Annotated in this window: 19 protein-coding genes and 1 tRNA gene; 9 read left to right on the top strand and 11 right to left on the bottom strand. The window is 39.4% G+C overall.

What is annotated here, in order from left to right; translation table 11 throughout:
* Positions 1-5 precede the first annotated feature (5 nt).
* The 6 genes from JZY04_RS12915 to JZY04_RS12890 form a co-directional block, all read right to left on the bottom strand.
* On the bottom strand, positions 6-605 hold the full coding sequence (locus tag JZY04_RS12915) for a DUF4923 family protein (protein ID WP_005777045.1): 600 nt from the start codon (positions 603-605) through the stop codon (positions 6-8).
* 16 nt (positions 606-621) lie between these two features.
* Entirely contained in the window at positions 622-1,227 is a 606-nt protein-coding gene (gene yihA, locus JZY04_RS12910; RefSeq protein ID WP_005777046.1) for a ribosome biogenesis GTP-binding protein YihA/YsxC, read from the bottom strand.
* Positions 1,228-1,248: 21 nt separating this feature from the next.
* On the bottom strand, positions 1,249-2,694 hold the full coding sequence (locus tag JZY04_RS12905; RefSeq protein ID WP_044300118.1) for a sodium:solute symporter: 1,446 nt from the start codon (positions 2,692-2,694) through the stop codon (positions 1,249-1,251).
* Between the two features lie 255 nt (positions 2,695-2,949).
* Positions 2,950-3,207 (bottom strand): hypothetical protein, encoded by a 258-nt coding sequence (locus JZY04_RS12900; protein ID WP_122143411.1) that lies wholly within the window; start codon positions 3,205-3,207, stop codon positions 2,950-2,952.
* A 253-nt stretch (positions 3,208-3,460) separates the two neighbouring features.
* Positions 3,461-3,976 (bottom strand): isoprenylcysteine carboxyl methyltransferase family protein, encoded by a 516-nt coding sequence (locus tag JZY04_RS12895; RefSeq protein ID WP_122143410.1) that lies wholly within the window; start codon positions 3,974-3,976, stop codon positions 3,461-3,463.
* Between the two features lie 285 nt (positions 3,977-4,261).
* Positions 4,262-4,672 carry a hypothetical protein gene (locus tag JZY04_RS12890; protein WP_005777052.1) on the bottom strand — a complete coding sequence of 137 codons (411 nt, stop codon included), beginning with the start codon at positions 4,670-4,672 and terminating at the stop codon, positions 4,262-4,264.
* 464 nt (positions 4,673-5,136) lie between these two features.
* Here JZY04_RS12890 and recR point away from each other — a divergent pair, with 464 nt between their 5' ends.
* The 3 genes from recR to JZY04_RS12875 are packed head-to-tail and all read left to right on the top strand — an operon-like array spanning position 5,137 to position 6,783.
* A complete protein-coding gene (gene recR / locus JZY04_RS12885; RefSeq protein WP_005787270.1) occupies positions 5,137-5,754 on the top strand; it encodes a recombination mediator RecR in 618 nt (205 codons plus the stop codon).
* A gap of 39 nt (positions 5,755-5,793) precedes the next feature.
* On the top strand, positions 5,794-6,243 hold the full coding sequence (locus JZY04_RS12880; RefSeq protein WP_122143409.1) for a hypothetical protein: 450 nt from the start codon (positions 5,794-5,796) through the stop codon (positions 6,241-6,243).
* Between the two features lie 3 nt (positions 6,244-6,246).
* Entirely contained in the window at positions 6,247-6,783 is a 537-nt protein-coding gene (locus JZY04_RS12875) for a GNAT family N-acetyltransferase (protein ID WP_005805429.1), read from the top strand.
* 2 nt (positions 6,784-6,785) lie between these two features.
* Here JZY04_RS12875 and JZY04_RS12870 read toward each other — a convergent pair whose 3' ends face one another.
* Together JZY04_RS12870 and JZY04_RS12865 are read right to left on the bottom strand one after the other, a co-directional pair.
* A complete protein-coding gene (locus JZY04_RS12870) occupies positions 6,786-7,376 on the bottom strand; it encodes a YqgE/AlgH family protein (protein ID WP_005777059.1) in 591 nt (196 codons plus the stop codon).
* A gap of 71 nt (positions 7,377-7,447) precedes the next feature.
* Positions 7,448-8,764, bottom strand: a complete 1,317-nt coding sequence (locus JZY04_RS12865) for a pyridoxal phosphate-dependent aminotransferase (RefSeq protein ID WP_005777060.1) — start codon at positions 8,762-8,764, stop codon at positions 7,448-7,450.
* 173 nt (positions 8,765-8,937) lie between these two features.
* Between JZY04_RS12865 and JZY04_RS12860 the strand changes: the two genes are divergently transcribed.
* A tRNA-Asp gene (locus JZY04_RS12860) sits at positions 8,938-9,011 on the top strand.
* Positions 9,012-9,614: 603 nt separating this feature from the next.
* Here the strand turns inward: JZY04_RS12860 and JZY04_RS12855 are convergent.
* On the bottom strand, positions 9,615-9,767 hold the full coding sequence (locus JZY04_RS12855) for a hypothetical protein (protein WP_005820048.1): 153 nt from the start codon (positions 9,765-9,767) through the stop codon (positions 9,615-9,617).
* Between the two features lie 255 nt (positions 9,768-10,022).
* Positions 10,023-10,463 carry a hypothetical protein gene (locus JZY04_RS12850; RefSeq protein ID WP_122143386.1) on the bottom strand — a complete coding sequence of 147 codons (441 nt, stop codon included), beginning with the start codon at positions 10,461-10,463 and terminating at the stop codon, positions 10,023-10,025.
* A gap of 247 nt (positions 10,464-10,710) precedes the next feature.
* Here JZY04_RS12850 and JZY04_RS12845 point away from each other — a divergent pair, with 247 nt between their 5' ends.
* Complete coding sequence (locus JZY04_RS12845) at positions 10,711-10,947, top strand: hypothetical protein (protein ID WP_005805556.1); 237 nt, start codon at positions 10,711-10,713, stop codon at positions 10,945-10,947.
* A gap of 59 nt (positions 10,948-11,006) precedes the next feature.
* Here the strand turns inward: JZY04_RS12845 and JZY04_RS12840 are convergent, their stop codons facing one another.
* Complete coding sequence (locus tag JZY04_RS12840; RefSeq protein WP_032536709.1) at positions 11,007-11,585, bottom strand: RNA polymerase sigma-70 factor; 579 nt, start codon at positions 11,583-11,585, stop codon at positions 11,007-11,009.
* Positions 11,586-11,725: 140 nt separating this feature from the next.
* Here JZY04_RS12840 and JZY04_RS12835 point away from each other — a divergent pair, with 140 nt between their 5' ends.
* From JZY04_RS12835 to JZY04_RS12820, 4 genes are all read left to right on the top strand, one after another.
* Positions 11,726-12,748 (top strand): FecR family protein, encoded by a 1,023-nt coding sequence (locus tag JZY04_RS12835; protein ID WP_250703743.1) that lies wholly within the window; start codon positions 11,726-11,728, stop codon positions 12,746-12,748.
* 172 nt (positions 12,749-12,920) lie between these two features.
* The gene (locus JZY04_RS12830; protein WP_122143379.1) at positions 12,921-16,442 is read left to right on the top strand and encodes a TonB-dependent receptor; all 3,522 of its coding nucleotides are present in this window, start codon (positions 12,921-12,923) and stop codon (positions 16,440-16,442) included.
* 10 nt (positions 16,443-16,452) lie between these two features.
* Positions 16,453-18,465 carry a RagB/SusD family nutrient uptake outer membrane protein gene (locus JZY04_RS12825; protein ID WP_122143378.1) on the top strand — a complete coding sequence of 671 codons (2,013 nt, stop codon included), beginning with the start codon at positions 16,453-16,455 and terminating at the stop codon, positions 18,463-18,465.
* 65 nt (positions 18,466-18,530) lie between these two features.
* Positions 18,531-20,057 (top strand): sulfatase, encoded by a 1,527-nt coding sequence (locus JZY04_RS12820; protein ID WP_122143377.1) that lies wholly within the window; start codon positions 18,531-18,533, stop codon positions 20,055-20,057.
* Positions 20,058-20,094 lie beyond the last annotated feature (37 nt).

Genomic DNA, 20,094 nt, shown 5'->3' with positions numbered 1-20,094 from the left:
AGCTCTCATCGTTTCAGTTCATATCCAAGCATCATGCCGTCATAGCTGTCTGCCAATGAACTGATGGCCTTGAGAGTGGCACTGCTGCTTTTACTGGATAAGAAAGTGATTAATTTCAGTAACTTATCTGCTTCAAACAGAAGATCCATTTGCTGGGTCGTATAATTGACTTTTGCGTTCATGGGGATCAATTTCATGTACTTCAACTGGAGCATGCCGGTTGTGGGGTTATAAGAGTAGGTACCGTTCAGCTTGCGTTTGCCTAAAGTGCTGACAAAAGTACTGTCTGTGTTGAACGTAAAGCTCAGTTGCCCTTCTTTTATGCCGAGTTTGGCTAATTGTTCATCCAGTTTTTGTTCGGCAGCGGAAGCGGCAACCGTTCCTCCGGCTTTTTTCAGCAGATTTTCCGATTCGAATTCAATGGCGGAGCCGGTATAACGCCAGGTTCCGGTCATATCCACTGTTTCGGTATGCCCGGTGACCGCATTGACCACTTTGGAAATATTGTCTTTGTTGAATAGATCTTTAATGGATTGTGCACGACCTGTGGCCGGTACAAGCAGCAGTGTGGCAAGAACTGCCAATGATAATAGTTCTCTTTTCATTTTGATATCTCTGTTTTTACTTTGAATAAAGTTCTTTGTTAATTGATTCGATGTAATTTAATACTTCTGTTCTACCAAGGCATTCTTCCGATGAAGTGATGAAGTAGGGGGGGAGTTCTTCCCACTGTTTCCGTAACTCCTTCAGATATGCGTTGATATTCATTTTGAGTCGTCCTCCTTTTAGCTTGTCTGCTTTGGTGAAGATAATGGAAAAGGGGATTCCGTTCTCACCCAACCATTCCATGAACTCTATATCTATTTTCTGGGGCTCCAACCGACTGTCTATCAATACGAAAAGATTGGTCATCTGTTCCCGCTCGAGGATATAGTCTTCGATGATAGTGCGTATTTGCTCCTGTCCTTTCTGGCCTCGTCTGGCATATCCGTATCCGGGGAGGTCAACCAGATACCAACTGTTATTGATCAGAAAATGGTTGATAAGCATTGTCTTACCGGGAGTGGCGGAAGTCATGGCCAGTCCCTTTCGGGCGGTCAGCATATTGATGAGGCTGGATTTGCCCACATTGGATCGGCCGATAAAGGCGTATTCGGGAAAGGTGCCTGCAGGACATTTTTTCACGTCCGTGTTACTAATTACAAACTCAGCATTGGTTATTTCCATATTTCTTGTTAGTTTTTAAATTCATTTTTTAGTTGTTTTTCTTGATGCGATCCACATCCCTGCAAAAGTAAGCATACCGTTCAGCATCAGTAATTCATAACCAAACTGATAGCCGGTTTCCTGACGGGCAAGCCTATCGGCTGCGTAACATATCAGCGGTGAAACTATCGCAATAAACGGTATGTACCGATCGTTTGTTTGCCGTCGGGTAAACAAACCGAAAGCAAACATTCCCAAAAGAGGGCCATACGTATAGGAAGCTATGATGTAAATGGCATCAATAACACTTTGATTGTTCAATGCATCGACAAGGCAGATAAAGAAAACAAGCAGAATAGAGAGCCCGATGTGTACCCGGTTTCGTTTTTTACGGGCTATTCCTTCTGTGTCTTTCCCTGTGTCGAGCAGATCGATGCAAAAGCTCGTTGTCATGGCGGTCAAAGCCGAATCCGAATTACTAAAGGCGGCGGCAATGATACCGATTGTGAATAGAATCAGCACTCCTTCTCCCAGATACCCTTGAGTAGCAAACATAGGCAGGATATCGTCACCGGTTGCCGGAAGTTCCAGCTGCATCTCCTGAGCAAGGACCAGTAATAAAATGCCAAGGCCGAGGAACAGCAGGTTGAGCGGGGCGAATGCGAAGCCATAACAATACATATTTTTCTGTGCGTCACGCAGGCTACGGCAAGAAAGGTTTTTTTGCATCATGTCTTGATCGAGTCCGGTCATAACGATAACAATGAAAATCCCGCTCAGAAACTGCTTGAAGAAATTCTGGCGTGACATCCAGTCGTCAAATACAAAAATGCGGCTGTGTTCATTGTTACTGATTGTCTGTATGACTCCGCTGAAGTCGAGATTTAGTTTTGCTGTGACAAAAACAAGGATACAGATCAGTGCGGCAATCAGACAGAAGGTCTGTAAGGTGTCTGTCCAAACGATAGTTTTAATACCGCTCTTGTGAGTGTATATCCAGACTAAGGCTACCGATCCGGCAGCAATACTCCAGAATGGTATGCCCATGTCGCGAAACACATAGGTATATAGAATCAGACAGACGAGGTATAGTTTTGCAGCTGTGCCCAGCATACGCGAAAGAAGGAAAAAAGAAGCTCCTGTACGGTAGGCGCGCTTTCCGATACGGGTATCCAGATAAGTGTATATGCTGGTCAGGTTGAGTTTATAATAGAGTGGGAGGAGTATATGGGCAACTGCCAGGTAACCGAAAAAGAATCCGAATACAGTTTGCATATACGTCATATCCATCGCCTTTACCATGCCGGGTACAGATACGAAAGTCACTCCCGAAATGGATGCGCCAATCATTCCGAAAGCAACGATGTACCACGGAGACTGGTTTTCTCCTTTGAAAAACGCTGCATTCGAACCTCCTTTCCGTCCGGTGATACGGGCTATCAGCAAGAGAATGGCAAAGTAACATACAATAGTGACAAGTATCATCATAACGGGTACAAAGGTAACACTTATTTTGTAAACGATGATTGCTAATTAAAATTTGATATTTATCTCTACGGGTCTATAATGGAATTTTATATATGGATCAGCAATATTTATAGACGAATAAATAATAAAAGTTTGGTAATCACCCGCACCGCTCTGTTGCAGGTAAACACACCCTCTTGTAACAGTTGAAACACCCGCCTATGCTGCGTTTATTTAGATATTAACGATTGATAAGCAAATGATGAATAACCATATTTATGTCAATATGACGGCATAAACAACTGCCGAAACTGAGAGGCTTATTATAGAATAAATAGTGGCAGCCTTTGGTGATTTCTTCACGAGCTTCACGATACCCATCAAAAGGCCACCCAATATAGGTGTCAGGGTGCCGAGTGTTATTAACAGATTTCCATCGCCATTGGGATCTAATACGATGCCCATGACGGCATAGACAGGAATAATGCTGGCCAATAGCGCGAGAACGGTAACGCTTCTTGATATAGTTTTCATTATGACTGGGGTGCTTTATAAATTAGTCCGACAAATTTAGAAATAATAATGGATAAAGAACGATTCAAATACTGGTTACGGATAGAAAGTTTCTGTTTGAGGCAGTTTGGGAGCGGTGAGAAGTGGGAGCTGATTCAGTTCAGATTTGTAATGGTTCTGATTTCACCACAGATTACACGGATTGATAATTAATTTCGTTGAGAATAAGATTAAAGAATCTGTGCTCATCCGTGTAGTCTGTGGTGAAATGGATTTAGTTTTCCAGTAGTTTTTTCATCACCTTCTCTTCTTGTCGGATACGTACAGCCAGCAAGCATACATAAATCGGTAGCCCGATAAATAGCGTGTACCAGGCATTACAGAGTAAACCAACTCCAATTAGCTCAGGTATGATATTCAGATAGTAATTGGGATGTCGCACCGTCCTGAAAAGGAAGCTCTTTTCAATGCGTTGACTGGGAACAATATAAAGTTTCACTGTCCATACATCGTGTAGTTTATAGATGACATAGAATAACATAGCATAGGCAAAGCCCATTACAAGAACACCACACACGGAGAAACAGTTGAAGGTAGTTCCCGAAATATACGCTTCATAAAGGGCGGATAAATAGTAAGCGACATGCGCTAATGTCAGTAATAACGAATTAACTTTACCATATTGTACAGCTCCGTTTTTCAGGAGACGTTTTTCGTTACGAATGGAATAGGCCAAGGACAACAATCTGAGTGTAAAAAAGACGATAAATGTAATAATGATATTCTGCATTGTTTTTGTATTTTAGGGAGCAAAGATAATTTTTTATTTTCGTTCTCAAAATGACGAAGGAATGCCCGGCACAAACGAGCCAAAACTCAGTTCATTTCAGAATAGCTATGAATTGGCGGATGGGCATAGGAGTTTTTAAATACTGGTTAAAAATATGCGGCTTTCATTCTGATCTGTTTGATATTTGTGAAAAAAGGAATTTGCTGAAGATAAAATCTAAAAAGCGGTTTTAAAAGTAATTCCGTGAGATTATAACCTGGAACCGCTTATAAAACCGCTTTCCGTTTACAAAGGTTTTAACTTCAACTCTATTTGTGTAACTGAGCCCGAACGTATGGTACGTCCCGAAGACCATATTTCATAGTTCTCCGTACCACTGCCATATTGAACGGCGAAAGTAAAGAATCTGTCTTTACTTGACTCGAACCACTCATCATAAGTAAAAATGAAAGTGGCCACTCCTTTAGAGTTGGTTAATGCATATGCTGTAGGAGTCGTTCGATTATCCTTTTTGAACTCTTCATAAGTTTTTTCATCGAACATTTGGACGATTTCGTTAGACAGGGGTTTGTCATCAGCACTGATCACAGTGACTAATACCTGCGTATCATTTTTGTTTTCATCATCGCTGCTACAGGATGTAAGCACTAAACTAATGAGGGTGAATAGATAGAAAGTAGTCTTTTGTAAGTTCATAATTTTAGTTATTTAGCTATAATAACAAAAATGTGCCGTTGGTTGTTCAATGTATAAGAGGTAGCCATCGGGAACCGCACTTGTTCATGTCCTAAGAAATATGATCTGAACATTTAGGAATATTTGAGATTAATTTTCATCATCTGATACTTGAAAATGATAGTTCGGCGGTGTCGAACCTGATTGCGGTATGTGTCTGTGAGCGTTATTCTGAGCTGTTTTTATAGTTCCGTAATGATAGGTTGTCTCGGAAATTGTAATAGAAGAAATGAACATGCCGATTGAATAAGTTTCCTATTTTATCAGTGGCAGATTTGCCATTTATAAAATATGCGTATCTTTGTGCTTCATTAAGTATACAATATCTTTATGGGAGAGTTGAAGTGCTTTTATATTAAATCTGTCGCTTCTATGCGTATTGATATATACTTTATTGAAAATTAAATAGATATACTTGTTTGTATATGAATCAACAATATCCATCGACGTTGCTTGAAAAAGCCGTCGGAGAATTTTCTAAATTGCCGGGTATCGGACGGAAAACAGCTATGAGACTGGTGCTTCATTTATTGCGTCAGGATACATCTGTGGTAGAAGCTTTCGGAAGCTCTATTATAACTTTAAAGCATGAGGTGAAATATTGCAAGGTGTGTCATAATATATCTGATACAGAGACTTGTCAGATCTGCGCAAATCCGCAGCGAGATGCGTCTATGGTTTGTGTCGTAGAGAATATACGGGATGTGATGGCTGTAGAGGCTACTCAGCAATATCGTGGGCTATACCATGTTTTGGGTGGTGTAATTTCACCTATGGATGGGGTGGGGCCGGGCGATTTGCAGATAGAAAGCCTGGTGCGTCGGGTAGCCGAAGGCGGAATAAATGAAGTCATTCTTGCTCTCAGCACAACCATGGAAGGGGATACTACAAATTTTTATATTTACCGTAAACTTGAGAAAATGGGTGTCAAACTGAGTGTGCTTGCCCGCGGGGTATCTATTGGTGACGAGTTGGAATACACTGATGAGATAACATTAGGTAGAAGTATCGTGAACCGCACAACGTTTACCGGAACCGTTTAAAATGGAATTACTGTAATTGATAATCATTATATATAATAAATGGAAGAACAAATAAAACGCGTTGTGAAAAGCCAGAAGATACAGTATATTTCTTTTTGGATCATTCCGTTACTGTTGGTACTGCTTGGAGAAGCTGGTGTGTTGCCTGTTGGAATAAAAGCAGACAATGTAAGGGCCGTTTATGTTTTTGAAACAATCGGTATTTTGATAACCGCTGTCTGTATACCACTTTCTCTTAAATTATTCAGTTTTGTTTTGACAAAGAAAATAGATCAACTGACGTTTCCGGTCGCATTGATCCGCTATATGCTTTGGAGTGCTGTTCGGCTGGCTTTACTGGAATTTGTAGTGGTGTTTAATCTGGCAGGTTACTACTTTACACTTAGTAGTACAGGTGCGCTATGTGCACTTATAGGTCTGACGGCCTCCTTTTTCTGTCTTCCGGGAGAGAAAAGATTACGTGCCGAGCTACATATCAACAAAGAATAAATGATGAAACAATCTTTCTTAACCAATGAGCGAATATACCTCCGTGCAGTGGAACCGGAGGATTTGGATATCATGTACGAAATGGAAAATGATCCTTCCATGTGGGATATCAGTAGTTTTACAGTTCCGTATTCTCGTTTTGTGCTGAAACAATACATTGAAGGTTCGCAGAGCGACATGTTTGCTGATAAACAGCTGAGGTTGATGATTATGCGCCGGAATGACAATCGTGCTTTGGGAACAGTTGATATAACTGATTTTGTGCCCTTGCATTCAAGGGGAGCAGTCGGAATTGCCGTTCATAGGAATTATAGACAGGAGGGGTATGCTGCCGATGCATTGAAGCTGCTTTGTGAATATGCTTTTAATTTTTTATTTGTGAAACAATTGTATGCCCATATAGCTATAGATAATGAGGCCAGTTTACGATTGTTTACTTCTTGTGGATTTACCCAATGTGGGGTATTGAAAGATTGGCTGTTGACACACGAAGGTTATAAAGATGCAGTACTTGTGCAATGTATGAATCCTAAGCGGTAATTTTAGTTTAGAGAAGGAACTTGTGGGAAGCGGGACCAAGTTTCATACTTGCTACCCAATTTCCCTAAAGCTTCTTTCCACATGCCTTTTATATCTTCATTCATTAAATAGGTGTTTTCTTCTTTTGAAATAATCCAGGTATTCTCTTTTATTTCCTGAATTAGCTGTTCGCACTCCCAACCGGAGTATCCGAGAAAAAAGCGTATCTTTCCTTTTACAGGATTTCCTTGTAAAATGTATCTTTTGATAGCATCGAAATCTCCATTGAGGTATAATCCATTATTGATCGGAAGGGTTCCGGGAATTTCGCGTAGAGTATGTAAATAGAATAGGGTATCGGTTCCGATAGGACCACCTTTGTGTAGCGGAATATCTTCTATATATTTAAATTCTTTAATAATATCATTGAGCATCAATGGGAGTTGTTTATTTATAATCAATCCCATGCTTCCTTCCTCAGTATGATCGACAAGTAATACTACTGACCTTCCGAAGGTTACGTCGTGGAGGAAAGGTTCTGATATCAGAATCTTTCCTCTCGATGGCATTACGTTATTCGATTGGATCTTAAATATGTCGGAATTGATGTTCATGCCCCTAATTTAAAGATTTATTTTACACGAACAAACAATATTCCTCTTTTTTTCGATTTAGTGTGCTCTTTTTAAGATATAGGATGGTTCTCGGCAAATAATTTCATTCTTTCATCCAACTGAGTATATTGGTGCTCTTTAATGAAAGAAGTGCATGCACGCAATCCCTGTTGATGGCTTCCTGTGGTAACTAAAGAAATTGCACTCACTCCATAGTACATCAATTCTTTAGCTAACTCTCCACCGGTCATTCCCGGATAGCCAATGGTGAAATAAAAACCGTCGGCAACAGGATCTTCAAGATCTTTATCGTATACCAAATGGAAGCCGTAGCGTAAGAATATCTCTTTTAACTTACGGGCACGTTCACCATATATCTTCACTTCATTTAGGAAATTGTATTTACCTTCATTGGCTGCTTTCAGCATAGCTGCCATAGCGAATTGTGCCGAATGACTGGTTCCTGACGAGAGAGCATACAGTACACGATGGATAAATACAGTACCAAAAGTGCCGCCTCCGTAGCGTTTGTCGAATCCGGGATAATGGCGATGATATAATTTATCAGAGATACAGCTGACACCGATACGTTGTCCTGCATAACTGAATGCTTTAGAACCGGATATAAGTAGAATATAGTTGTCTGTGTAGTGTGCTACCGAAGGTTGGTAAGGTGCGTGATATGGATTGCTTAGATCTTGACGGAAGTCCATAGCAAAATATGCCAGGTCTTCAAGGATAATCACATCGTATTGGGTCGCTAATTCACCGATAATCTTCAGCTCTTCATCTTTCAAACAAATCCAGCTTGGATTATTGGGATTCGAATATATGATAGCTGAAATATTTCCTTTTTTCAGATAGCTTTCAAGTTTCTCTTTTAATTTGTCTCCTCGGTAGTCGTAAACATCAAATGTTTCGTATTTCTGCCCCATAACAACTAATTGTTGTTTTTGTACCGGAAAACCGGGATCTATGAATAAAATTGTATCTTTCTTTTCGTCGCATTGACTGCAAGTCAGGAAAGATGCGAAAGTACCCTGCATAGATCCTGTGACAGGTACACAACCTTCCGGTTTGAGATCTATATTGATAAATGCTTTTATGAATTTTGATGCTTCCTGTTTTAGTTCCGGCAATCCATTAATATCAGGATATAAACTTGCTATTCCGTTTTGCAGTGCTTCTATTTCGGCCTTCACTCCTACAGAAGAGGGGGGAAGACCTGGTACTCCCATTTCCATTTTTATAAATTCAACTCCGGATGTTGCTTCTGCTTTCGCTGCTATGGCTTTTACTTCACGGATGGTTGCTTTTGAGAAGTCGGCTATTTGAAATTCTTCGATAGTTTCATCAATAAGATGCCGTTTGATAGGTGTATCTTTCATGTTTCTTTTTATTGCTTTATAATTTGTGTCACAAAGATAGGTATAATCTACTTATAATCAACAAATGAATAAGAAAGATGAAAAAAAATCTTTCTTAGCTATTGCAGATATAAAATAAATATCTACCTTTGCAACCGCAATCGAGAGAGATAGCGATTAAGAAATGAAATTCTGGTGCGTTAGTTCAGTTGGTTAGAATACATGCCTGTCACGCATGGGGTCACGGGTTCGAGTCCCGTACGCACCGCAAAGGAGAATTGAGAATAAATATTTAGCACTGATATTCAATATATTAGTGCTTTTTTTATGTTCTTACCTTTGCTACACTTTTAAAAATGGTGTGCATAATATGCGACCAATTATTAGTAACCCGTGCGACCAATCCATGCGTAACATTCATGTATTTTAACTAACTGAACTAATGAATGTTATATATTGGTTACTTTTTAAATTTTGTACCTTCCGTCTTATATGAATACGTTTTTCTATCTTAAGTCCATCATTTATCATGTAAAGTGATTTTGTAAAAGGATGAGATCCTTATGTCATATAAGCAAAAAAGACTGTATGGAGTTTCGTTCAGAACAGTCTTGCAATTCAATGCATTTTTTGTCTTGTTTTGGTATTATTGGTGTCCCATTCCACTTCAGTTTGTTGACTAATCCTTTCTTTTGAGTAACATGCCAAGACACAGCTATCTATCTTCTACCTTTTCCTTTGTTTAGTCCTCCCATAGGAGTGGAGATAAGGACAGCTTTTAATGGTTCTACCATATCAACTTTACGTTCATAAATTCCCATGTGTTTCTTTCCTTTAAAACGGTTCTTCTCCAAATTTGGTGGTAAATTCTTTATTTCTTTATTTTCAAGTTGATAATTGTCCTTTTTGCTTGCTTTAATAAGAAAAAATAGACACCGGCTGAATAAGATAACTCAAGTTTCGGAAGTGAATTTGCGCCGTCTGAACCGGTATCTTCATCCTTATCCCTTTCTTCAATTAACATTGTTAACGCCTTTTGCAGTTTGTCAGGTTCTTATGCGCAAATAATAAGGCTTTTGCATTTAAAGAACTTGTTATTCACATCCAAAGAACAAGCTTTAACTCTGTGTTAAAACAAAGCTTTTGAAGATAGAAATCTTACTTTTTAAAGATATTGATTTTCAGATGGTTTATTCTAAAATTCGCTTCTTCACCTCATGGATGGACTCTTCGGGGGAAAGTCGGGATACTTGCTTTTTTGTCAACTATAAACGAGGGCTTACACTTCCCTTACCACCAAATTTGAAGAAGAACCTTTAAAACTGTTATTCTGTATTTTGCATTGTGCTTTGAATGATAAATAATTGGAAATTATTCCTTTAAAGTAAGATCTATTGATAAATAAATCTCTTATTTCCAACTTGGAAGTGGATAAACATGAATTTGTATACGGATTTTTTGTTTTGATGAGTTCCAATATATCGTTTACTTTTACATTATATGCTTTGGCAATGTCTCCGATAGTCATTCCAGCTATATTCTTGAATTTCTTTCGGCTATAGGAATCGTTTGGATTGGGAACTAAAAAATTCTTTTGGCGTATTAGTTCCTTTTCCTCTTGGCATACTGCTTCCTTTTTCTTTTGCGTGACCTGTTTAATTTTCCTTAGTTCAGTCAGTTGTTCAAGGAAATAGAGTTGTATCTTATATTTATTAATCATATTCATGACTCTTAATTGGAAAACTTTATTGTTTAGTAGATTCTCTTCCAAAAGTTCTTTGATTATCAAATCTATTTTTCTGTGGTATTAACTGGTATATAATTGGTTAGCTCCATGGATGTATGTCTTTAAGGTTTCAGACAAATTTAATTATAATTTGGGTAATATGATTAGGATTGAATAAAAAAGATGAGGAATCTTTCACTTTCCTACAAAGGAATACATAACCCATACCATAAATCTTTTTATGAAAAGACTTCCTCTGGTGATAGACAATATGCCAAAAGAAGAACAAAAAACAATATCATTCTTCATTGGTAGAAACTTGGCAGAATCAGAAGTCCCTCTTCTGCTAATTACCCGGAAAGAGATTGAGTATGGGGTAAATATTGTTTCTGCTGCATTTGCAAACGAGAAAAATCAAGAACCAAGACTTTCCTCTGTTAAAATGTTTTCTACTTTTGTTGGAAGGGGACTTCTCTGATAGTAATTTTTTACTCTAAGAATTCTTTTTCAGCAACTGAGGAAAAACTAATTCAATAGCTAACGGATGATTGTCAATACACAAACGAGGGTGGTGATTAGTAAATCTGCAAGATCCTCACGAAGAAACTTTGTTGCCTGTTGTATGCGGTAAGCAATGGTTTTTATTGAAACTCCGGAAATCTCAGCAATTTCTTTATAACTCTTTTTGGTAAAACGATGCATAAGAAAAGCCTCCCGATAAGAAGTTGGTAAGCCATCTATGGCTTCTTTTATCCGTCTGGAAAGCTCTTGAAATTGAAATGCTTCTACACCATGTATTAGCTTTTCCATTTCTTCATAAAATATGGTATCAGCTTGATTTTTCAAATTTTTCTGCTTAATGCAGTTGAGTGACCTGTGATATACCGATTTGAGTAAATATCGACCTAATGAAGTTTCAACCTGGAGTGTCTGGCGATGTTCCCACAACCACAAAATTGCGTCTCCGGCTATTTCTTTTGACTCTTCATTATCTACAAACCTATTCCCATATGCGCAAAGAATTGGGTAGTACTTTTTAAATATACTATCGAAAGCTATTACTTCTCCTTTTCTCAGTGCAATTAATAAATATGCATCTTCATTGCTGTGTTCCATGTCTGCAATGATAATGCTTGTATTTTAAATACATACAATAACTGTTATTAATTATAAAGTTTATTAATATTAAGTAATGTTAATTATGAAAATGAGTTTAGTATTTTTTATTTCCCGGTTGTCTCTTTAATAAATTTATCATGGAAATGGATTATTCGAATATAGAAGACTTGCTCATTAGCTATTATGATGGTAAAGCGACAGCAGATGAAGTACGGGAAATAGAAGCCTGGATCAAGTCGTCAGATGGGAATAAAAAGAAGGCTATTGACATTTATACTCTTCTTCTTATGACCGACGCACAGCAAGTCGCTGAAAATATAGATTTGAATGAAGAGTTAACCAAGGTGAAAGGGCATATGCAGGGAAGCAAGTATCATATTCCCTGGTGGAGTTGGATGCAGCGCGTAGCCGTGTTTTTACTTATACCGATGACAATTACTATTTTTATTTTGCTCTATCAATCGGGATCAGCTGCGCCTATCCGTACCCAATTATACGAAATCCGTACACAGCCTGGGATGATTACCTCATTTAGATTACCGGACAGTACTTTGGTGTATTTGAATTCTGGTTCAGTTTTGAAGTATCCTTCAGCTTTTACTGGTGATATTCGTGAAGTAAGTCTGGATGGTGAAGCTTATTTTGATGTGACTAAGGATTCCACTCGCAAATTCATTGTTTCAACGCTTCAAAATTCTAAAGTGGAAGTTTTGGGTACACGTTTTAATCTGGAAGCATTCGGCAATATGGATGAAGTCACTACAACGTTGATAGAAGGTAAAGTAGAATTTATATATCAGCAGGCAGGTACTAAACGTAAAGTGACAATGAAGCCGGGACAGAAAACCATTTATAACAAGAAGAACGAAGAAATTTTATTAAAGAGTACGAATGGAGAATCAGAATTGTCGTGGAAAGATATGAAAATGATATTTGACCGAACTCCTATGAGGGATGCATTACGCATGCTGGGGAAACGTTATAATGTAGACTTTATAGTAAATACTTCTAAGTATGACAAATATACATTCACCGGTATGTTTACAGATCAATATGTAGACGAAATCTTGGAAAACTTTAAAATTTCATCATGCATTCGTTGGCGGGTCATTAAGGCAAAAGATAACGATCAGAAGAAGCGGGTTATAGAGATATATTAGAAAGAACCCTTGTGTTTAACTAAATTTGATACTATTATGAAACATTACAAGCCTCCTTAATTAAAAAGACATACAGGCATGATGCGCCAACATCTGCCTGTATGTGAAAGCCTTTAAACTGTTTGCGCGCAAACAGAATAAATTATTTCTTAACTTTAATTCATGCAAAGATATGAAGAAAAACAACTATGTCCAACAATTATGGGCGGATAATCCCATGCCTGCCGTTTGGAAAAAATTTCCATTAACTATGAAATTGCTTTTTGTGTTTTCTTTTTGTTTTGTTGGTTTACTATGTGCCAGCGACAGTTATGCCCAACGCACTATAATCAATGTGGAAGCAAAAAATCAGACTGTAAAAGAAGTACTTTCCCAAATTGAGTCACAATCTGAATTTAGTTTTTTTTATAATGATAGTCATGTTGATATTAACCGCCGGGTATCAATATCAACCGGGTACAATAACATCTTTACTATATTGAATGAGGTGTTTAAAAATACTAATGTAAAATATGTTATAAATAACAAGAAAATAATATTGTCCACGAAGATACCGGATACATCTTCCGTAAAACAGACAATACATATAAAGGGAAAGGTGACGGACATATCCGGCGATCCGGTGATTGGAGCTACTGTTATGGAGAATAGCACTAAAAACGGCGTGATAACAGATCTGAACGGAAATTTCACTCTGGATGTCTCTTCGCCTAACACTACTATCACAGTTTCTTATGTAGGTTATGTATCTCAGACTGTGAAGGCGCAAGGTGACAAAGTTTTGTCGATTATTCTGAAAGAGGATATGCAAATATTGGATGAAGTCGTGGTCGTAGGTTTCGGTACACAAAAGAAAGTGAATTTGACCGGTTCTGTATCTACGGTAAATGCTGATGAATTATTGTCGCGTCCGGTTTCCAACGTAAGCCAGGCTTTACAGGGATTGGTTCCGGGAATGAATTTTTCCTATGCTTCCGATGGCAATGGCGGTGAGATAGGTGCGGACATGAAGGTCAATATTCGTGGAACAGGTACTATCGGCGCTGGTTCCAATGCGGCTCCGTTAATCCTGATCGATGGTATGGAAGGAAATATGAATATGCTGAATCCGAATGATATTGAAAGCATATCAGTTCTGAAAGACGCTGCCGCCTCATCTATCTATGGTTCGCGTGCACCTTTCGGGGTAGTGCTGATAACAACTAAGAAAGGAAAAGCCGGGAAGGCAACCGTTAATTACAATAACAGTTTTCGTTGGTCGCAGGCTATCAATCTGCCGCATGTGGCAGATGCATACACATATGCTATGTATTTCAATACTATGCAGCGGAATGACGGTGTAACGGCAGTACAGTTTGATGATACCCGCCTTCAAGCTATCAAAGATTATGCATCGGGAGTGATTACCACTACTACTCAGCCTAATAGGAATACCCCTACTATTTGGGACTGGATCGGCAATACGGATACGGATTGGTATGATGTAGTATTCGGAGGAACGGCATTTTCACAGGAGCATTCGCTGAGTGTTAGTGGCGGAACGGAGAAAATACAGTATTATTTTTCGGGAAATTACATGGGGCAGGAAGGCATGATGGCTATCCGTCGTGATCAATTGCAGCGTTACTCGGTGACGGGAAAGATTAATGCAGAACTTTTTCCCTGGCTTCATATGAATTATAGTATGAAATACATGAGAAAGGATTATTCCAAACCTACTGCCATGACCGATAATACTCTTTATCAGAATATTTCCAAACGTTGGCCGATGGAACCTACTGTAGATCCTAATGGATATCCAATGGGTAATACAATCATCCGGCCTATTCTCTATGGAGGTGACAATAACTCGCAGACTGACTGGTTATACCAACAATTTCAGATAGTGGTGGAGCCTGTCAAGAACTGGAAAATTTTCGGAGAGATTAATTATAAAGTGATCGATGATTTTTCCCATACAGATTATTTAAAGGTACCACAAATGAATGTAGCCGGTGAACCTTATTTAGGTAGTACATGGCAAACATCGAAAGTTACAGAAAACGCTGAACGTACCAATTATTTCAATACAAATGTTTATAGTGAGTATAGCAGAACTTTTGTTGAAGCACATCATGTAAAAGTGATGGCAGGATTTCAGGCTGAATTGAGTAAATGGAGACAGCTGAGGGCTACGAAGCAGGATTTAATATCAGAATCTATTCCTAACATAAATGCTGCCACAGGAAAATCTACTATTGATGCATCCCAACTGACTCATTGGGCTACAGCCGGCTTCTTCGGTCGACTTAATTACGACTATAAAGAACGTTATTTGTTCGAGATGAATCTTCGTTATGACGGAACTTCACGTTTTGCAAGGAATAAGCGCTGGAACTTATTTCCATCGTTCTCTGCCGGATGGAATGTGGCGCGTGAGGTATTTATGGAACCTTATAACGATGTTATCAATAATTTGAAAGTCCGTGGCTCTTGGGGAGAGCTTGGCAATCAGAATACGACAAATCTATATCCGTATATCCAGTTGATGAAATTTGTTGCTGAAGATCCTAACTCTAATTGGCTGATTGAAAACAAGCGTCCCAACACGGCGAATGCACCGGATTTAATCTCGGCGTTATTAGGCTGGGAAACCATGCGGTCATGGAATATTGGTTTCGATTTGGGATTGTTGAGCAACCGCTTGACTGTAAGCCTTGACTGGTTTAATAGGAAAACCATTAATATGGTGGGACCGGCTCCCGAACTTCCTGTGACTCTGGGAGCGAATGTTCCTAAAGTGAACAATGCCGATATGCAGTCTACCGGTTTTGAACTGGATTTAGGATGGAGGGACCAAATCAGAGGATTTAATTATGGAGTCCATCTGTTACTTTCGGATGACCGCCAGAAGATTTTGAGGTATCCTAATAAGACGGGTAAAATCGACACTTGGTATGCAGGTGAATATAGCGGTAATATATGGGGATTTGAAACAATCGGTGTAGCCAAGAGTCAGGAAGAAATGGACGCCCATCTTGCTTCACTACCGAATGGCGGACAGGATGCTTTAGGCAGTAAATGGGGTGCGGGTGATATCATGTACCGCGATTTGAATGGCGATGGTAAGATTTCCTCCGGGGCCACTCTCAATGACCCGGGAGATAGGAAGATTATTGGAAATAATTCTCCGCGATTCAAATTTGGTCTGGATTTGAATGCGTCCTGGAAAGGTTTCGATGCGCGTTTGTTCTTCCAAGGAGTTGCAAAGCGTGACGCATGGTTAGGTGATAATATGTTCTGGGGAGCTACAGGCGATATATGGCAATCAGCATGTTTTACTCCTCATCTTGACTTCTTCCGTGAAGGCGATGATTTCTGGAGTCCTAATACAAATGCTTATTTCCCGAGACCACTATCTGTCAATTATGCTAAGAACCAACAAGCGCAGACCCGTTATTTGCAAAATGCCGCTTATGTACGATTGAAGAATTTGTCGATCGGCTATACTATACCTGCACGGATAACATCTAAAATGGGTATTTCCAACCTGCGCATATTCTTCTCAGGAGAAAACCTGTTTACACTTACGGGATTGCCGCAAGGATTTGACCCGGAAACAATCGGTACCGGATACGGATCAGGTTCATATACTTCAGGAAAGACTTACCCGTTGTCTCGTACTTTCTCCACAGGATTTAGTGTTAATTTTTAATTGATGACGTATGAAAAAGATAATTCAATATTTGTTTTTGTTGGCAGGAGGAAGTTTTATTCTTTCTTCTTGCAATGATTTCTTGGATAAGGAACCTTTGGATAGTGTGACTCCGGACAACTTCTTCTTTAATGAAAGTGACTTGGCAGCCTATGCAGTGAAACATTACAACTTCACGACTCATGACGGATGGAATGCGGGTATTTGGAAAAATGATAATGCAACCGATAATCAGGCTGCTACCAGTTATGATAATAAGTGGATTCCCGGTCAATGGAAAGTGACGGAAGCTTATAGTAATTCTAATAACGATCCTTGGTCTTTTGCGCCTATTCGTGAAGCAAATTATTTCCTTGAAACAGTAATACCCCGTTTTGAAAAAGGAGAAATAGAAGGTACGGAAGCCAATATCAAACATTATATTGGCGAAATGTATTTTTTACGTGCTAAAAATTATTTATCTAAATTACAGACCTTCGGTGATTTTCCTATCATAACAAAAACATTGCCGGACGAAAGTGGGGCTTTGGTCGCAGCCAGTAAAAGGGAGCCACGTTATAAAGTCGCTCGTTTTATTTTGCAAGACTTGGATAATGCCATCGGTATGTTAAGCAATAATATTCCCGGTGGAAAGAACCGTATAACCAAAAACGTGGCTTTATTATTGAAATCAAGAGCTGCTTTATTTGAAGCCTCCTGGCTGACATATCATAAAGGTACGGCTTTAGTTCCGGGTGGCCCGGGGTGGCCAGGAAAGACAGAAGATATAACGGGTTTTAATATAGATACAGAAATTGCATTTTTTCTGAAGGAGGCTAAGGCTGCAGCTAAGGAAGTGATCGGCAATGCGGTCCTGGTACAGAATACAGCGAAAGACTGTACGGATGAAATAGTTAAGACAGATGAAGACGTGTATAAAATGAGCAATCCTTATTTTGCCCAATTTTCTGCAGATAACCTGGAAGGATATTCGGAAATATTAATGTGGCGTCAGTACAATCTGCTTGAGTATAAAATCATGCATTCGGCTCCTTATTATATTCGAGTGGGAGGAAATACAGGATATACCCGGAACTATGTAGAGAGTTTCCTTTGCCGTGACGGCAAACCGATTTATGCAAGCGATGAATATAAAGGAGACGGGTCATTACTGAATGTACGTAAAAACCGAGATTTGCGTCTGCAACTTTTCATGATGACTCCCAGTGAAACACTGAGTCCGACTATCATGAATGGTACCCCGGATTTGCTACCGGAAGCTCCGAATCTTTTGGATATAACAGAAGCGAAATGTGTAACAGGTTATCAGGTTCGCAAAGGGCTTTCCGATCATTGGTATCGTGATGGCAATACGGCGATCGAAGGTTGTCCGGTATATCGTGCAGCCGAGGCATATCTGAATTATATAGAAGCCGACTGTATGGAACATAACGGTACATCTATCAGCTCAGAAGCGGCCGGTTATTGGGGAGATCTCCGTGAAAGAGCCGGGTTGCCGAGAGATTATGCAGTGACAGTGAATAATACGGATCTTTCCAGAGAGAGAGATTGGGCGGTATATTCGGCAGGAAAAGAAGTTTCTCCTTTATTGTATAATATACGTCGTGAACGGCGTTGTGAGCTCATGGCGGAAGGTCTTCGTATGATGGATTTAAAACGGTGGAGAGCATTGGACCGAGTTAAGGGTTACATTATTGAAGGTGTCAATCTGTGGGAATCTGATTTGAAAGATATGTATATGAAGGACGGGCAGAATCTTTTAGTACAGGAAGGTGAAACGAACTCCAATGTTTCAAGTTATGCCAATAGTGGTAAGTATCTATGTCCTTATCGTACTACTAAAACAAGCAATCTGATGTATGATGCCGGATATTCGTGGTGTGAAGCACATTATCTGGATCCGATTGCTATCACACATTTCAGAATTACTGCTTCAGACCCTAACGATCTCAGTACTTCTGTTATTTACCAGAATCCGGGGTGGCCAACTGTAGCTAATGAAGGACCGATTGGTATAAAATAAGAAATATTCAACAAGAAACTGCATCTTCATTTTATTAGATGCAGTTTCTTTAATAAATAACAAATATGAAAAAGTTATCTTCATTATTATTCCTCTGTTTTGCAGGTAGTGTAGCTAATGTACATGCAGATAAACGTCCTAACATCCTTTTATTTTTAGTGGATGATATGGGCTGGCAAGATACTGCTGTCCCTTTTTGGAATCAAAAAACGCCCTATAATCTACTTTATGAGACTCCTAACATGGAACGGCTTGCCATGAAAGGAATGAAGTTCACGCAGGCTTATGCCAACAGCATCAGTTCTCCCAGCCGTGTCAGCTTATTCACAGGCATGAACAGCACCTGTCATAGGGTCACTAACTGGACATTGGAACGTAATAAATCCAACGATTCACCCAATGATAGTTTGATCTATCCTCAATGGAATGTAAATGGATTCTGCCAACAAGATAAAATAGAGCATTGTACATATGCAACATCACTGGCGCAAATATTAAAAGACAATGGGTATTACACGATACATTGCGGTAAAGCGCATTTTGGCGCACGCACTACACCGGGTGAAAACCCGCTGAATCTGGGATTCGATATAAACATTAACGGCGGTGCAGCGGGGGCACCGGGCACATATCAGGGAATTACGTACTTCGGAAATGCTCACGATGGGTATCCGGCAAATCCTTTTGCCGTTCCCGGCCTGGAAAAGTACTATGGGAAAGATATCTTTTTGACTGAAGCACTAACCCGGGAAGCAATAAAAGCCCTTGATAAAGAAAGGCGGGAAAATAAACCTTTCTTTCTATATATGGCACATTATGCTATCCATGTACCATTGGAGAAGGATATGAGATTCTATGAGAAATATAAAAGGAAAGGATTATCGGACAATGATGCCGCTTATGCCGCACTTATTGAAGGGATGGATAAAAGCCTGGGCGATTTAATGGATTACCTGGAGAAAAATGAATTAATGGATAATACGATCATTCTTTTCATGTCGGATAATGGGGGCCTGGCATCGGAACCTTATTGGCGAAACCCACTATATGTACAAAATGCGCCGCTTAGCAGCGGAAAAGGATCGGCACACGAAGGTGGCATTCGCGAACCTATGATAGCGTATTGGCCGGACGTTACTATTCCCAATTCCAAATCCGACAAATACCTGATCATTGAAGATTTTTTTCCTACTATTCTCGAAATGGCTCAAATCAAACGCTATCATACCGTGCAGCATATAGACGGCGTCAGTTTTGTTCCTTTACTGAAAGGTACGGGCGATTCTTCAAAAAAACGTTCTCTTTATTGGAACTTTCCGAATGGATGGGGAAAGCCGGGACCGGGCTTCGGAGCCAGTTGTACGATTCGCAAGGGAGACTGGAAATTGATTTACTACTATGGCATGCAGAAGAAGGAATTGTTCAATATAGCTGAAGACATTTCGGAAAAACAGAACCTGGTGGACAAATATCCAGATATGGTTAGAAAATTATCTAAAGAATTAAGTATATATTTGCGGCAAAAGAAAGCCCAACGTCCCTCGTTCAAAGATACGGGAGAGCTTGTTCCTTGGCCGGATGGAACTTTATAATTAATAAATTAACGGATTAACTTTAAATATTTATGCG

The organism is Bacteroides sp. 11BF (genome assembly GCF_019633765.1).
GTDB classification, from domain to species: domain Bacteria; phylum Bacteroidota; class Bacteroidia; order Bacteroidales; family Bacteroidaceae; genus Bacteroides; species Bacteroides hominis.
Note: the sequence above shows the minus strand (reverse complement) of the source record. Positions and strands in the feature narration are given on the sequence as shown.